This window comes from Chryseobacterium turcicum (genome assembly GCF_021010565.1).
Lineage (GTDB): Bacteria > Bacteroidota > Bacteroidia > Flavobacteriales > Weeksellaceae > Chryseobacterium > Chryseobacterium turcicum.
In genome coordinates, this window is the sequence record NZ_JAJNAY010000002.1 from 909,518 (window position 1) to 925,489 (window position 15,972).

General features: G+C 34.1%; 14 protein-coding genes and 3 tRNA genes. 11 read left to right on the forward strand and 6 right to left on the reverse strand.

Going from position 1 to position 15,972, the window contains the following annotated elements:
* Positions 1-27: 27 nt before the first annotated feature.
* Both LO744_RS18940 and LO744_RS18945 read left to right on the forward strand, forming a co-directional pair.
* A complete protein-coding gene (locus LO744_RS18940; RefSeq protein WP_230672204.1) occupies positions 28-1,194 on the forward strand; it encodes a hypothetical protein in 1,167 nt (388 codons plus the stop codon).
* Positions 1,178-1,759: a hypothetical protein gene (locus LO744_RS18945; protein WP_230672207.1), complete on the forward strand. Its 582-nt coding sequence runs from the start codon at positions 1,178-1,180 to the stop codon at positions 1,757-1,759. Before LO744_RS18940 ends, LO744_RS18945 begins: the two co-directional genes overlap by 17 nt.
* Here the strand turns inward: LO744_RS18945 and LO744_RS18950 are convergent.
* Complete coding sequence (locus LO744_RS18950; RefSeq protein ID WP_230672209.1) at positions 1,708-2,283, reverse strand: 5-formyltetrahydrofolate cyclo-ligase; 576 nt, start codon at positions 2,281-2,283, stop codon at positions 1,708-1,710. The genes LO744_RS18945 and LO744_RS18950 overlap by 52 nt on opposite strands.
* Positions 2,284-2,601: 318 nt before the next feature.
* Positions 2,602-3,957, reverse strand: a complete 1,356-nt coding sequence (gene trhO / locus LO744_RS18955; protein ID WP_230672211.1) for an oxygen-dependent tRNA uridine(34) hydroxylase TrhO — start codon at positions 3,955-3,957, stop codon at positions 2,602-2,604.
* Between the two features lie 292 nt (positions 3,958-4,249).
* On the opposite strand from trhO, the gene LO744_RS18960 reads away from it, so the two are divergent.
* Entirely contained in the window at positions 4,250-5,782 is a 1,533-nt protein-coding gene (locus LO744_RS18960; protein WP_230672213.1) for a trypsin-like peptidase domain-containing protein, read from the forward strand.
* A gap of 73 nt (positions 5,783-5,855) precedes the next feature.
* On the opposite strand, the gene LO744_RS18965 is transcribed toward LO744_RS18960, so the two are convergent.
* From LO744_RS18965 to LO744_RS18975, 3 genes are all read right to left on the reverse strand, one after another.
* Positions 5,856-6,308 carry a hypothetical protein gene (locus LO744_RS18965; protein ID WP_230672215.1) on the reverse strand — a complete coding sequence of 151 codons (453 nt, stop codon included), beginning with the start codon at positions 6,306-6,308 and terminating at the stop codon, positions 5,856-5,858.
* On the reverse strand, positions 6,308-6,688 hold the full coding sequence (locus tag LO744_RS18970; protein ID WP_066679870.1) for a RidA family protein: 381 nt from the start codon (positions 6,686-6,688) through the stop codon (positions 6,308-6,310). Before LO744_RS18970 ends, LO744_RS18965 begins: the two co-directional genes overlap by 1 nt.
* 105 nt (positions 6,689-6,793) lie before the next feature.
* A complete protein-coding gene (locus LO744_RS18975; RefSeq protein ID WP_230672217.1) occupies positions 6,794-9,382 on the reverse strand; it encodes a putative LPS assembly protein LptD in 2,589 nt (862 codons plus the stop codon).
* A 52-nt stretch (positions 9,383-9,434) separates the two neighbouring features.
* On the opposite strand from LO744_RS18975, the gene LO744_RS18980 reads away from it, so the two are divergent.
* From LO744_RS18980 to LO744_RS19015, 8 genes are all read left to right on the forward strand, one after another.
* Positions 9,435-10,727, forward strand: a complete 1,293-nt coding sequence (locus tag LO744_RS18980; protein WP_230672545.1) for an N-acetylmuramoyl-L-alanine amidase family protein — start codon at positions 9,435-9,437, stop codon at positions 10,725-10,727.
* 55 nt (positions 10,728-10,782) lie between these two features.
* Positions 10,783-10,857, forward strand: a tRNA-Glu gene (locus LO744_RS18985).
* 177 nt (positions 10,858-11,034) lie between these two features.
* A complete protein-coding gene (locus LO744_RS18990; protein ID WP_230672219.1) occupies positions 11,035-11,598 on the forward strand; it encodes a hypothetical protein in 564 nt (187 codons plus the stop codon).
* 6 nt (positions 11,599-11,604) lie between these two features.
* A complete protein-coding gene (locus LO744_RS18995) occupies positions 11,605-13,728 on the forward strand; it encodes a cation:proton antiporter (RefSeq protein ID WP_230672222.1) in 2,124 nt (707 codons plus the stop codon).
* 206 nt (positions 13,729-13,934) lie between these two features.
* Positions 13,935-14,255 (forward strand): hypothetical protein, encoded by a 321-nt coding sequence (locus LO744_RS19000; protein ID WP_230672224.1) that lies wholly within the window; start codon positions 13,935-13,937, stop codon positions 14,253-14,255.
* A gap of 77 nt (positions 14,256-14,332) precedes the next feature.
* A complete protein-coding gene (gene rpsT / locus LO744_RS19005; RefSeq protein WP_048501176.1) occupies positions 14,333-14,587 on the forward strand; it encodes a 30S ribosomal protein S20 in 255 nt (84 codons plus the stop codon).
* Positions 14,588-14,597: 10 nt separating this feature from the next.
* A tRNA-Glu gene (locus LO744_RS19010) sits at positions 14,598-14,669 on the forward strand.
* 98 nt (positions 14,670-14,767) lie between these two features.
* Positions 14,768-14,839: transfer RNA gene (locus LO744_RS19015), tRNA-Glu, on the forward strand.
* 161 nt (positions 14,840-15,000) lie between these two features.
* Here the strand turns inward: LO744_RS19015 and LO744_RS19020 are convergent.
* Entirely contained in the window at positions 15,001-15,969 is a 969-nt protein-coding gene (locus LO744_RS19020) for an ISAon1 family transposase (RefSeq protein ID WP_230669283.1), read from the reverse strand.
* Positions 15,970-15,972 lie beyond the last annotated feature (3 nt).

A 15,972-nucleotide genomic window follows, 5' to 3' on the forward strand; every position in this document is an offset into this window, starting at 1 on the left:
TCAACAACTTAACTACTTTACTATAAAGTGACAGATTTAGACCTCTTACATTTTGAGCAGCTCAAAAAGGACGTTCAAGCTCAATATTTGAAAGAATACACCCCTTCTTATGATGAAATATCTAAGTGGAAGGGTATTGATATTATATATTTTCAGGAAGACCTTAGGAAAAAAGCCAAAGGTAACATCAGTGAAAAGTCTTTTTACACTTATTTTAAATCTTCTCCCGTATCAAAATTACCACGTATCGACATGCTTAATTTATTGAGTATTTATGCGGGTTACGACTCATGGTACGACTTTAAAAAGAACCATCTTTTTGCAGGAGAATTATTAAGTGATGAAAAGGATTTAAGTGATGACGAACTGAAAGAATTAGAAAAAACAGTCTCTAGTGCATTAAACTTACCTAAAACCGAAGAAGAACCTAAAAAATTAGAGTTCAACGATAAAGAAAACACCGTTTTACAAGAAAATAATACTGATAATCAATTAATTGAAAAAAAACAACCTATTTCTGAGCTTACGCCAAAAACAGAAATAAAACCATTAAAAAAGAGCTATCAAAGAATCGCTTGGATAGCCGCAACATTCGTTTTTGTTATTTTGTTGGGACTTTTAGGTTTTAAGGATGAAATTTTTCAAAAAACGTATGTGTATTGTTTTACAGACGCCGACAGAAATCTAAATGTTCAACGTGATATTGAAATTAAAGTTATTAAAGAAAACGAATCTCCAATTTTATACAGAATTAAACCTGGAGAATGTTTCATCTATCCCACAAAGGACAAAACTCTGAAAATGCAAATCAGCTCTACCGTTTATGAAGACCTTGAAGTCAACAGAAATCTTGAAAATGCTCCTGAAGAAGAAACAATAGAACTAAAGCCGGATGATTATAAAATGGCGCTCTATTACTTCTCTATAAAAGACATTAACGGAGACAACTCTGAGCAACTCATCAAACAGAAAAGAAAACAGCTGGAAAATCTCATCAGCAACACCGCTACAATAACGCAGGTTTACGACAGTGATATTTACGGTCTTGAAACATTAGATAAGCAGGATTATATTACTTTGGTAACGACCCCCACAACTTCTCTAAAAAATCTGAACGTTATTGAAATGAAAAAAGACAAAGGAAAAATAGTATCTATCAAATTTAAAATCTCAAACCATGAAAACAATAAATAACTTTTTGTTTTTAACGATACTTCTTGGCGTCATCATGATTGCCTGCACAAAAAAAGAAGAAAACAACAGCGTAAGCGACCTTGAAAAACTAAGAAACACAAACAATATCAATGTTTTGATGGACAGCACACAAGCGATTAATGCTATTACTTTGCAAAAAGTACAAGATGTGCTTGATCTGTCGACTCTTTATCTTTCGGGAAATAAAAAAACCGAAATCGACACCGCTATTTACTCGAAAATTGAGAAATATTTTCAGAAATCTGACTCTACGACTTTTCAGGGACTTTTTAAGGAACTTGAAAGCCTAAAAGTAAAGAAGGTAAAAGTAAGCAACATCAATGTTTTCAAGAAAATTAATGATAAAGATACTTTAGATTTCGCAAAATTTAATGTAGAATATATTGGCGACAAAAATAAATCGATTGGAAATTTTGAAAGAAGTGCACAATATACACTGGTCTCTAAAGCCACCGAAAAAAATAAAGAATTTAAGTTTTATTTTATTAAATTCTACTCAGATTTGCTTAAAAAAGACAGCACATCGGTAGGCGTTACAAGATAATCTAAGGGAATATCATTTTCCCAGATATCATCAATTATATCATCGGGGTTAAAATAATTAACTCCGATTTTTTTTGAATCTTTTGAAATATTATTAAAAAATTCATCATAAAATCCCTTTCCATAGCCTACTCTATTTCCTTTATGGTCACAATAAAGCAAAGGTGTGATGACGAAATCAAAATCTAAAACCCCAGAATCTTCACTTGAAAGAGGCTCAGAGATTCCCCAATTATTGGTTTCAAATTCAGTATCAGAAGAAATTTCCACAGAAATAAGTTTTGTATCAACAATCTTAGGAACATAGACTTTAATGTTTCGGTCTAAGAAGTAATCAATAAAAATCTGAGTATTCATTTCTTTAAACTTCTCAATCGGAATAAAAATATGAACCTTCTGTTCTGAAATCGGTTTAAAATAATTGATGAAATTTGCAAAAATCTTTTCAGACAAAAGGGAAACCTCATCTTGTGACAGGCTTTTTCTTTTTTCAAGATATGCTTTTCTGATTTCTGATTTTTTCATTTTCAAATTTATAAAAATAAAATATTGGATGATTAGACATTCTGATTGATTGGTTTAATATTTACAAATATGAGTATTCATTTGATTTTTTTTGAACCATTAAGATTTTATTAAGGAGTTTAGAATCGTTAAGTTGAACTTCGCTTTAAGCATTTTGCTAAATAAGATGTTAGCATTTACTATCAAAAACACAACACTATTTACATTTTTCTAAGCAGATACAACTCTTCCGGAGTTTTATAATGGAGTTTTATTTCACAAAAAAAGTTGTGCCTTTAGAGAACACAACTTTTATATGATTATCAATATGAAGATTGATTATCCTAAAATTTTATATATTTTATCTGACAAACGAACTCTGAACGGTAGCTCAAAAGTTATCTGATCACCTATTTTTCCTGCTTCACAAGAGTTTCCATCAACAAATATTTCAGTAATCGTAATTTCTTGCTCGCCTGTAGTAGGACCAGAAATTAAAACCTTATCTCCTACAGCGACTTCGCCATTTTCAAGTAAAAACTGAGCAATTTTTGATTTTGTATAGTAATGCTCTGCTTTCCCAAGCAATGATTTTTTAACAGCAATTTTCTGACGAATATTTTTAGCCTCAACTTTTGCTAAAGGTTTATTGGGTAAATCTCCTGAATTTTTAAAAGTTAAAGCATCAGATTTTCCTTTTCTGAATACTTTATTGCCAACCTGCAATCCTCTTCTTAAGACAACCTGTTCTTCAACCGGTAAATGGGTTATTTCTAAACATTCAGTAGAGCAACAGTTTTCCATCGCGGTTTTACAGTCATCACATTGTATAAACAACAAATGACAGGCATCATTGGCACAATTGGTATGGTTATCACACGGTTTTCCACATTGGTGACACTGAGAAATAATATCGTCGGTAATTCTTTCACCTAAGCGATGGTCAAACACAAAGTTTTTACCAATGAATTTACTTTCAATATTATCTTCTTTAATTTGACGGGTATATTCAATAATTCCGCCTTCTAACTGATAGACATTTTTAAAACCTTGGTGTTTAAAATAAGCACTGGCTTTTTCACAACGAATTCCACCGGTACAATACATCAAAAGATTTTTATCTTCTTTAAAATCTTGTAACTGATCATTGATAATTGGCAAACTTTCTCTGAAGTTTTCTACATCGGGAGTAATTGCACCCTCGAAATGCCCTACTTCACTTTCGTAATGATTTCTAAAATCTACCACAATTGTATTGGGATCACCCAACAAATCGTTGAATTCTTGTGCTTTTAAATGTATTCCTTTATTAGTTACATCAAAAGTTTCATCATGAAGACCGTCAGCAACAATTTTATGTCGCACCTTAATGGTTAATTTTAAAAAAGAATGATTGTCTTGCTCCACAGCAACATTAAGACGGATTCCTTTCATAAAATCATACACCTCAAGCGTATTTCGAAAATCTTCCAAATAATCAGCTGGAATACTCATCTGAGCATTAATACCTTCATGCGCAACATAGATACGACCTAATGCATCGAGTGCATTCCAGGCTATAAATAAGTCATCGCGAAATTTTTTAGGATTTTCAATTTTGGCATACGCATAGAAAGATAATGTAAGACGTTGCTTACCGGCCTCATCAATAAGTTGAGCTCTTTCTTCTGCGCTTAAGGTGTTGTACAGTTGCATGCTATAAACGGTTTAAGTGAGAAATTTATTTTTGCAAAGATAAGAATTTTTCGGCGAGTTTATCAAAGTGATACTTATCACAAAGTCTATTAGAATGTAAAAATGTCAGTATTTTTTTTAATAAATTCTTAAGCTTTGTTAATAATACCCGAAGAATTATGACGTAAGGTATAAAATGACACAATACCCGTTAAATTTTAGTTAAAACAGTAACACAGCATAATAATTGCATACTTATTTAACATTAAATTTGTGTTCAACAATAGTATAAATTAAAAAAAGAAGACATAAAATGAAGAGTACTTTTAAAAAACTTTTACCATTTGCCTTTGTGGGAATCCTCTCAGGAGCGACTACCGTTGGCGTACAACAATATTTAGGTCACGATTCTAATAACAGTGATCAATCTTATTTCACAAAATCTACTAATGCATCTTTTGTAGGAATGAATACTGCAAATGTGGGTGATGATTTTGTGAAAGCATCGAAAACGACAGTTCCGGCTGTAGTCACCATCAAAAATTATCAAAACAGAGCATCGAGCAGAGCATCTGATCAAGATTTGTTTGATTTCTTTTTTGGAGATCCATTTGGTGGAAAAGGCCAGCAAAGACAGAGACAGCAGCAACAGCAAACGCCAGACAACATTCCTTCTGGGTTAGGATCGGGAGTAATTATTTCTCCAGACGGATATATCATTTCAAACAACCACGTTGTGGCGGGAGCCAATAAGCTTGAAGTTGTTTTAAGCAACAAAAAATCTTATATCGCAACTTTGGTGGGCACTGACCCCAATACCGATATTTCATTATTAAAAATCGAAGAAAAAGGACTTCCATTTTTAAATTTTGCAAATTCTGACAACGTTGAAGTTGGACAATGGGTTTTAGCTGTAGGTAACCCTCTTGGATTAAACTCTACCGTTACTGCAGGGATTATTTCTGCCAAAGGAAGAGGAATAGGAATTTTGAGTGGACAAGGAAAAGCAACCAACCCTATTGAAAGTTTCATCCAAACAGATGCGGCTATTAACCCAGGAAACTCGGGAGGAGCATTGGTGAATGTAAATGGAGATTTGATAGGAATCAACTCTGCAATTTCATCTACAAACGGATATTACCAAGGATACGGATTTGCTGTTCCTTCGAACTTAGCAAGAAAAATTATCGAGGATATTAAGAAATTTGGTATCGTACAGAGAGGTTTCTTAGGGGTAAATTCTTTAGACTTATCTAATGACCAACAAGTTGCTTTTTACAACAAAGAAAAGAAAACCAATATAAAAACTGGTTCGGGAGTTTACGTTACAGGTCTTCCTGACAATAGCGCTGCCCAAGATGCAGGAATGAAAGTAGGAGATATTATTACCAAAATAGACACTTATGCGATTACCGATTTTGCAGATTTATCTATTGCAATCGGAAGTAAAAGACCTGGTGATAAAGTACAAGTAACCTACACAAGAAATGGAAAAGACATTACCTCAACAGTTACATTAAAAGACCAAAAAGGTGGAACTTCTACAAGAACAAAAGCCGATTTAACAGTGACTGAAAAAATAGGTGCAGAATTCCAAAGTTTAGACGATAGAACGAAGTCTTACTATGGTCTTACCAGCGGAATTGTTGCAAAAAATGTGATTGAAGGAAGCGAAATGGCAAAAGCAGGAATAGTAGACAACTACATCATTACAGAAATTAATGGTAAACCTGTAAATGCTCAGAAAGACGTAGAAAGTATTTTAGGTAAATTCTCTGGAACCGTTCAAATAAAATACATGGACGACTACGGTAGAAATTACACAAGAGGATTTAAAATGCCTTAATACAAGTAAACAACTGATAAACAAAAACGCTGCAGACTTTAAAATCTGCAGCGTTTTTTTATGTTTTAAAAGATTACTTTTTATTCATTTTTTCAGCAATTCTTTTCTTTTTATTTCTTTCATAAATGACTTCTACAATCTTACCGCCCATCCATGCAAATGGAAAAAAGACGAGGAAAATAGAAATTTTATAAAATGTAGGATGATAAGGAAGAATAATTACATCAAGCATTGCAATAAAAAGCATGATGAAACCAATAAGAATTGCATAAGCCACTTTTGCATATTTTACAATCATAGCAGTAACAACCCCACCTACTGTAGTTCCTAACCCTGAAATAAAAAGCAAAAAGCCAAAGAAGGCATCATTATTTTTCATGCTTTCTAAAAATCTCTGCCAATGCTCAAACGGAGCAAACGCATCAAAGGTAACCCACTTTGGAAAAGCCCTTATACCAAGAGTGATAATAAGCCCTGCAATAGCAAGGCCCACCAAAACTGCAAATGTATTTCTTATAAAATTCATTAATCCTGATGTGCAATCATAGAAATTTCGATATCAACATTTTTTGGCAAACAAGAAACCTGTACCGTTTCACGTGCCGGGAAGCTTTCAGCATCAAGATAAGATGCATAAATATCATTCATTACCGCAAAATCATCCATGCTCTTAAGGAAAATACTTGCCTTAACAACATTTTTAAACGTCATACCTGCTTCTGTAAGGATTGCCTCAAGGTTTTTCATTACCTGATGTGTTTCCTTTTCTATTCCTTCTACCAGCTTACCTGTTGCAGGATCTACCGGAATCTGACCCGAAATATACAAAACTCCGTTGGCAAGATTTGCTTGAGAATAAGGACCAATCGCTGCAGGAGCGTTTACTGTGTTGATGATTGTTTTCATATTTAGATTTATTTACTTTAAAAAATCATACCAAATCCTTTACGATTTGAATATAGTTTATTTTGGGTGCAAAGATAAAATTTATATTGTAAAATCAATATGACTTTAGAAAGGCGCATTAGGTTGAGTAAAACTTCTGTCTTTATACTTCAATGCATCGCTTAATATATTTGCTTTAATACCGATAAAGAAGTCATACACTTTATACTGACCAAAAGGTACCCAGTTAAAATTAATCGTAAAACTACGTTGATCTCTAGAGAAACCAATTCTTGTATACGCCAATTCTTTTGAGACCATGTCATAGTGCGTACTACCATTGATATTCCAGTAAGGAGTAAGCTTCACACTCCCATCAAGACCAATAGATGCCATTTTATTAGCTGTTCTTGTTAGGTTTCTTGAGTATTGGTAATTGGCATTCACATTTAGCGTCCATGCTTGATCAAAATGGGCGTAGTTGTCATCATCAAAGAAATAATTTTCATTTCTGATTTCTCCTTTTTGGGAATATGTTTTGGCGTAATCTTTTTTCTCCCCAAACAATTCGCTGCTCAACGGGTAAGAAAGCTGCACGTTGAAACCTTGTATGCTAAATGATCCAAAATCTTCCGTTCTAATTCCGCTATCTGATCCCGGAGCAAATAAAATCTTATACGGTTCAATCGCTAAGCTCGTATTTACACTTAGTTTATTATCAAAGAAAGAAGACTGTCCACTTACAGAAATAATTGAAAAGGGATGGCTTTTTGCCGCAAAATTGTAGTTTCCGCTTACATTTAAAGATTCAAAAATCTTCATTTTTTTCACTCCAGTAGAGTCACTTTTAGACTTCACTTTCATTTCGATGTTATTACCGATGCTATAGTTTAAAGCTCCGACCATACCTGTAGTAGGTGATCCTACAATTCCTTTATCAAAGATAGAATACGGCGTTAAAGCTCCATTAGCGTTATAGAAATTTTTGAAATAACCGAATTGCTCTCCTCCAAAATCTGGTGAGTAAGAAAAACCGATACTTGGCGTCATCATATGACGTATCGCCTGTATTGTAGATCCTTTTTTGAAATTTGCCTGCCCATACAATTGAGTCTGTACACTTACTGTTGTAGAAAAAGTACTATATCCTGCAATCTGCTTATTAATTTGATCAACCTCTTTATTCTGTATTGGATCATAAAATCGGGTAAGCGTTTTCGTCGTTAAAGCATTATCAATTGTAGCACCCAAACTGAAAGTAAAATACTTTGCAAAAGTAGTGTTGGTACCTAATGCAATATTATTTTTTAATCCGGTTTGCATTTTATCCCACATTGCGTTGGTAAACAACTCTCCTTCTCCTGTACTTACAAAATTTGATAAATTCAAGCCTGTATTTACGGTAATGTTTTCTAACAGCCCAGTTCTTATTCCGGTTTTAGATTTAAATAAAAAAAACTGATTAATCGCCACATTCATCTGTGGTAGACGTAAATCTGCTAAGCCTGTCGCAAAATTTTGGGAATAGGAAGCTGTACCAGTTATCGTTGCCGGAAGCTTCAGGAATCTTTTGGTAAGTGTTAATGTAGAATTCTGTTGAGTTCTCAATACACTCTGATCCATAATATAATTATTATTCACTGTGTTATTATAGAACGTCTGACTCGTTACATCTACCGATGCAGAAAACGTCAGAAACGGATTTGCTTTTGTATCTTGAGTATGCCTCCACGCAATTCTGTATGTTCCTGTTTTGCTGTAATTATCAAGTCCTTTAATTCCTCGGACCGTATTTCCGATATCTGCTGAGAAATTCCCTGAATATCTGTATTTTTTTAGATAATTCATTTCCGGCCTTATCGTCCAGCTTCCTTTTGTATAGATATCAGCTAAAACTTTTAAGTCGAAGTGCTCCCCAATCGGTTGATAATACCCTATTCCATTCAGGAAAAAACCTACATCTTCTCTTTCTCCAAAACTTGGTATCAAAATCCCGGCAGATCTTTTGCTGGAAAACGGTAAAATAGCAAACGGTAAAATTAAAGGCATCGGAACATCTTCAATGTACATTTGTGCCGGACCTAAAATTAAAGACGAACTGTTTTTTCCTTTCTGCATTTTGATGTAAGATGCCAAAAGGTGATAATCGGGTCTTGTATCTTTTTTATCGATGTAGTAAGAATCCGTCGTAAATTCAGCATGTCGCATGACGAAAACTGAATCGTTGTACTTTTTCGTTTTCTCAGCAACAATTAAACCCTCACTTTCCTCAGTTCTTGCATTGTAAGCAATTGCTTCTCTGGTTTTGGTATTATAATTAAAGCTTTCAACTTCGTATTTCTTACCTCCTTGATCGACTTTAGCAAGTTCAAATACTTTCCCTAAAGAATCTAATTTTCCGCGGGCAAAAATTAAGCTTCGCTCTTCATCGATAGAGATATAATCTGCATCTATCTGCATATCCTGATATTTTACCTGAGCATTTTTATTCAGATAAATCATTCTCTTAGGTACATCTCTACGGATATCATCTGCCTTGTAGTCTACTACGGCTTGTAAAGATTCTTTCGGCGCAACTATGGTATCCTTTTTGGAAATAGTATCATTAATTACCGTAGCTTTAATTACTTTTTTAGGACTGTTCTGTGCTAAAAAACTGTTAAAAATTAGGATAATTAAAAATTGTAATATATTTTTGAAGACGGTTTTGTCCAATTTTGTTTTGTATAATTTGGCTCAAAATTAATATAATTTTTATAACTGTATGATGTACCAACTAAATTTTAAAACAATTTTAGCATTTCTACTGATATTCTTCACCTCTTTTGCCTTTGCACAAAAAAAATTCACTGTAGTTTTAGATGCAGGACATGGGGGAAGCGATACAGGAGCCAACAGAAATTATTCTGACGTAGGGCTTGTTCAGGAAAAAAATGTCACTTTGGCAATTGTTCTTAAATTAGGAGCAATGCTCGAAAAGAATAAAGAGTTTAAAGTTATTTACACCCGGAAAATAGATGAGTATCCTTCTTTGACAGATAGAACAAATACCGCTAACCGAAGCAAAGCAGATTTATTTATTTCGATACATGTCAATTCTTCGCCAAGCCGTTCTGCAACAGCAAGAGGAACAGAAACTTTCGTGCAGGGTCCTGCTCAAAACAGAGAAAACCTTGAAGTTGCCAAGCAAGAAAACAGTGTAATCTACCTCGATGAAAAAGATAAAGAGACTTTTGCATCTTATGACGCATCTTCACCAGAATCTTTAATTGCTTTAAAACTACAGCAAAGTAAATATCTTGAAAATAGTTTAATTGTAGGAAGCTTTGTAGAAGAAAACTTTGAAAAGAGCGGTCGTTTTTCTCGCGGTGTAAAACAGGAAAACTTACACATTCTGAGAAGAAGCGCCATGCCCTCGATTCTTATTGAAACAGGATTTGTAAACAATTATGAAGACGCAGCCTTCTTAAACTCCGAAAAAGGACAGCAGGAAACTGCAGAAAATATTTATAAAGCCATTATTGATTACAAAAAAGCAGTAGACAGAAAAGGAGGTGTACAAATTGTCACTAAAAAACCTGAGCCTGAAAAACCTGCAGAAGTAGCCCTGAAAAACGACTTCAGAATTTTATTGATGACAATGCCAGTAAAATATAACGACGGCGACCCTGAATTAAAAGGTTTAAACTACATCCTTACGATTAAAGAAAATGGACTTTACAAATATTATTATAGCGTAACCAATATGGCATCGGTAAAAGATATTAATCTTAGAACTGCTAAAGATGCAGGTTTTAGAAATTCTTATGCCGTAGGATTTATGCCCAACCAAAAACTGAGTATCGGGTATTACAATATCGAAGTGTATGTTGGAAAAGACAAATTGAGTTCAAATTCTTACATCCTTCAAACCCTAAAAGATGTAGAAAGAAACAAATCAAACGGAATGTTTTACTACACGTACGGAAAAGTTTATACCTTGGAAGATGCCGTAAAATTGCAAAAAGAACTGGAAGACAAGGGAATAAAAAACACTGTTATTCAGAAGAATTTTAAATAAACTCTATAATTTTGAAGTTTAAAAGTTTATGTATACTTTTGCAACCTCAAAATTTGGTCTATTCGTCTAGTGGTCAGGACTCAAGGTTTTCATCCTTGCAACAGGAGTTCGATTCTCCTATAGACTACCAAAAAGCTCTCTATTTAAGAGAGCTTTTTTTATGCACTTTTTTCATTTCTTCAAAGGATAAAATTCAAAAAAACAGACTCTAAAACTTTAATTTTCGCCCTATAAACAATCAGATTCCGGAAGTTGAATGCAAACCTATCTATAAAATTTTCGTACATTTAGGCTACAACTTATTTTTATGAAAAATTCAATACTCTTAATTTTCCTCTTATTATTATTTGTTAGCTGCGATTACAAAGACAAAGAAAACGCTCTTAATCTAAGAGAAAAACAGTTATTGGATAAAGAAAAATCATTTGCTCAAAAAGAAGCTGATTATCAATCTTTATTAAAAATGAGAGACAGTATTTTCAGTAAAAAAGATGCAGATTCTATAAAAATTGTACAGTGGCCTCAGGAAATTGCAGGCTCTTGGATAGGAAAAGTAGTTTGCACAGAATCTAACTGCAGCGATTATGTAGTGGGAGACCAAAGAACCGACACGTGGGAATTTGCCAGCGACTCTTTACAGCTTTTTTCAAAAATAATCAACAACAATAATCTTGTAAGACTTTACTCAGGAAAGTTTGAAAACAATGAAATCAAATTGAATTTTAAAACAGATTCTACGGCAAAAAAGAAAGTAGACATGAATGTTTTATTGAATGATATTTCAGACACAAAAATAAAAGGAATAAGAACCATCGCTGTTGACAATTGCATGGCAAAATTCTCAGTTGAATTAGTCCGTTCTACAAAATAAACACAAATGATATCACTAAGCATACATAACCTCAGTTTTCCCATTGAAGAGCCCGTATTGAAGTTTCTTTTGGTGCTCATCATCATTCTTGCAGCACCACTTTTACTCAATAAAATAAAAGTTCCGCATTTGTTGGGATTAATTATCGCAGGAGCCGTCATTGGCCCCAACGGATTTAATGTTTTGGCCAGAGACAGCAGCATTGTAGTGACCGGAACTACCGGCCTACTCTACATCATGTTTCTCGCAGGCTTGGAAATCGACATGGGAGATTTCAAAAAAAATAAGTGGAAAAGTCTGACGTTTGGAATTTACACATTTGCCGTCCCTTTCGTTTTAGGATATTTAGGGGCTATTTACATTCTAGATTTCTCCGTTTTAACATCAATACTTTTTGCCAGTCTGTTTTCGTCGCATACTTTAATCGCCTATCCCTTGGTCAGCAAATTAGGTATTGCTAAAAATCTGGCAGTCAATATAACGGTTGGCGGAACGATGATTACCGATGTTTTGGCCTTATTAGTTCTTGCCATTATTGTAGGAATGTCTCAAGGCGATGTAGGAACAGCATTTTGGCTCAAGCTTTCAATTTCGTTTATTGTTTTCGCATTGGTAGTTTTGGTCATTTTCCCGATGATTGGAAGATGGTTTTTCAAAAAAGTAGACGATAAAATTTCGCAATATATTTTCGTATTGGTGATGATTTATTTGGCGGCTTTATTAGCAGAATTAGCCGGAGTAGAAGCCATTATTGGGGCATTTTTCGCAGGCTTAGCTTTAAACAGACTCATTCCGCATACTTCTTCATTAATGAATCGTGTAGAGTTTGTCGGAAATGCTATTTTCATCCCTTTTTTCCTGATTAGCGTAGGAATGCTGATTGATTTCAAAGTTTTTTTTAAAAGCTGGGAAACTTTGGAAGTCGCAGGAATTATGCTTATTGCTTCTATTGGTGGAAAATATCTTTCTGCAGTTGCCACTCAGAAAACATTCAGGCTTTCTAAAGAAGAAGGTAAATTAATTTTCGGTTTAAGTTCAGCTTCTGCAGCCGCAACATTAGCTTCTGTAATGGTGGGTTACAACATCATTCTTTCTGAAACCGAAACTGGAGAACCTATTAGATTATTAAACGAGCACGTTCTTAACGGAAGTATTTTATTAATTCTTATTTCCTGCACTATTTCATCATTTATCTCAATGTCGAGCGCACAGAAAATTGCAGAACAAGATAATGAGGAAACTCTTTCCGGAAACAGTCACGAAGAAGAAAATATTCTTTTGGCTTTAAATCATGAATCGACTGTTGAACGAATGATTAATCTTGGGATTTTAATTAAAGCCCATTCCAATACAGATAAATTATTTGCTTTAAATGTTATTAATGAAGATAAAAATGAGTCTTCAGTGAAAAATGCTGAGAAACTTTTACACTATGCAACAGATGCTGCCTCTGCCGCAGATGTAAAAATACAGCCTTTGAAGAGATACGACAACGATGTCATCAACGGGGTAAACAATGTGATTAAAGAGCAAAACATCACCGACCTTATTATCGGATTAGAAGACACCAAAGGATTTTCTCCATCATTTACCGACAACCTTTACAACGGCTATTTGCAACGTGATGATATCAATGTTTTAGTTTATCATGCAGTTCAGCCTTTATCTACCATAAAAAATCATGTCGTAATGATTCCTGAAAACGCACATAAAGAAGCTGGTTTTTTTCATGCATTATTGAGAGTTTGGAATATTGCAAGAAATTCGGGAGCCACGATTACTTTTTACGCTTCAGAGGAAATCTTGAATATTTTACAGAGAATCATTAAAAAAGCCAATATTGAAGCCGAATTCATCATTATGAATACCTGGAAAGATGGTGAGCAAACAGCCACTCAACTTAAAGATGATGAAGCGCTTACCTTATTTATGGCAAAAAGAGGAATGAAATCTTATGTTTCACAAATGCGATTTATTCCTGAACTTCTTAACAGGCATTTGAGTGATAAAAATTACTTGCTCATCTTTCCTTTTTCAGAGCTCGACAAAAGCAATTCTGAGAAACGGTCAGTAGGAAATCATGATGATTTTATGGAAATAGGAAATATCATCAAAAATATTTTCAAATAAAAGTACTAGATAAACAGGCAATTAGAATTAAAAACCAATAAATCTTAAAACAAGATGAAATTTGATTTTGTTTAAAATAGGAAAAAGATTACTTTTGCAAAAGTTTAATGATTGAGTCATCAGTCTGCAGGACAAAAAACCTGGTAACTATTTACCCTTAAAAGTAAATAATATCGGTGCCTTAGAAAACTACCAAATTTTATATCATGCCGGATTTAAAAATTCAAGAAGCTCAATTGCTTTTTAATAAGATTCGCTCAAACCCAAAAAGTTATGATTTAAAAACTAGTACGGAAGGGATTACAGGCAAGGATGATAAAATTAGTTTCAGACTTTACAGGAACGGAGAGAGAAGTATTTTTGAAGTAACCATCGACGGACATACTTTTGCCGACTCTACTGGAGAATGGAATAACGCAATGATAATGTTGGAAAACATCATCAATAAGCTAGGAAAAGAAACTGAAAATATTAAAGTACAACAAGCCTTAGACAAGCTTAAAAAGTACCTTTCAGAAGAAAACTAAAAATATTTTAAAATAATTAAAAATAAATTTGGTGGGTAACAAAAAAGTCTATAGATTTGCACTCACATTTAAACGATATGGCTAATCATAAATCAGCACTTAAGAGAATAAGACAAAACGAAGTTAGAAAAGTTCGTAACAGATACTACCACAAGACTGCTAGAACAGCTCTAAAAGTTTTAAGAAACGAAGAAAACAAAGCAGCAGCTACTGAGCAATTGCCTAAAGTTATCGCTTTGTTAGACAAATTAGCTAAGAAAAACATTATTCACAAGAATAAGGCGGCTAACTTAAAAAGTAAATTGACTAAGCACGTTAACAAGTTAGCGTAACTATATAGTTGGCCCGTTCGTCTATCGGTTAGGACCTCAGATTTTCATTCTGGTAAGAGGGGTTCGACTCCCCTACGGGCTACTAAACTTAATTGCTACTAACCGGGCAATTAAAATAAGAGTTGAAACTTATAAAAACAAAAAAGCTAACCCTGTAAATTTATTTACAGATTGGTAGATGGCCCGTTCGTCTATCGGTTAGGACCTCAGATTTTCATTCTGGTAAGAGGGGTTCGACTCCCCTACGGGCTACAAAAACCATTGATTTATTTCAATGGTTTTTTTGCTTTTATATTGATAAATTTACTTTATGAATGACCCACAGAATAAAAACATTCCTACTCATCATTTAAGTTTTGAAGAATTTCATTACGCCACATTAGAAAATGGGGATCAATGCCAAAACCTGGGGACTAGGCAAAAAGTTTTGATAATCTGAATAGGAAAAATGCTTTATCTCGTACACCTCGAAGTTGTAACCTGAAGTTTTTTATTTTGGCATTGAAAGATTCTGCTGAAGCATTTGTGCTTCGCTGGTTAAAATAATTGAGAATGCCGTTGTAGTTATGCATAATAGTTTTTGTTAAGGTATTAAAGGATTTAAATCCAGATTCTTCCACTTCTCTAAACCAATGGACTAACTTTAACATAGCGACAGATTTTTGAATGTTCTGATTATAAATTTTCCTGAGCCCATCTGATAAATTGTACGCCTTTTCTAAATCGGGATACTCCTTAAATAGGATTTTTGCTCTTTGTTTTTGTGATAAAGTCCACTTTTCTCTAGTTTTATAAAGCAGGTATCTGCTTCTTGCTAAAAGTTGCTTTCGGGTGTCATCGTTTTCAAAAACTTTAATTATAGGTTTTCGCTTCTTTTGTTTCGCTTCCGTGAGCAAGTTATTTTCTTGCTCAATGGCCTGCCAGCGATGCTTAATCCTTATTTCCTGAAGGGCTTCTGTGGCGAGTTTCTGAACATGGAAGCGATCGATAACCGGTGTTGCATTAGGAAAACATTTTTTGGCAATAAGTTTCATAGACCCAGCCATATCTAAAGTAATTTCCGTTACTTTTATTCTTAATTTTCTGTTGATTTTAAAAAGATGTTCAATTACTGTTTCACTCTGTATTCCTCTGATAATGGCTACAATTGAGCCTTTTCTACCCTTTCCCTTTTTTGAGGTGAGAACGGTATAGAGTTCGCCATCAGAAAGGGCAACTTCATCCAGAGAGAGCTGCTCTGAAATATTTTGAGGATGCAAAATCCAGTCTTCGGCGTGCGGTTTTTGCTCCCAATTTTTAAAATCGCTGAGGGAATGTTTGTACTGTCTTTGAAATTTTCTGCCCTCCACACCGTAAAGCTCTCCAATGGTTTTGCAGGACAAGGC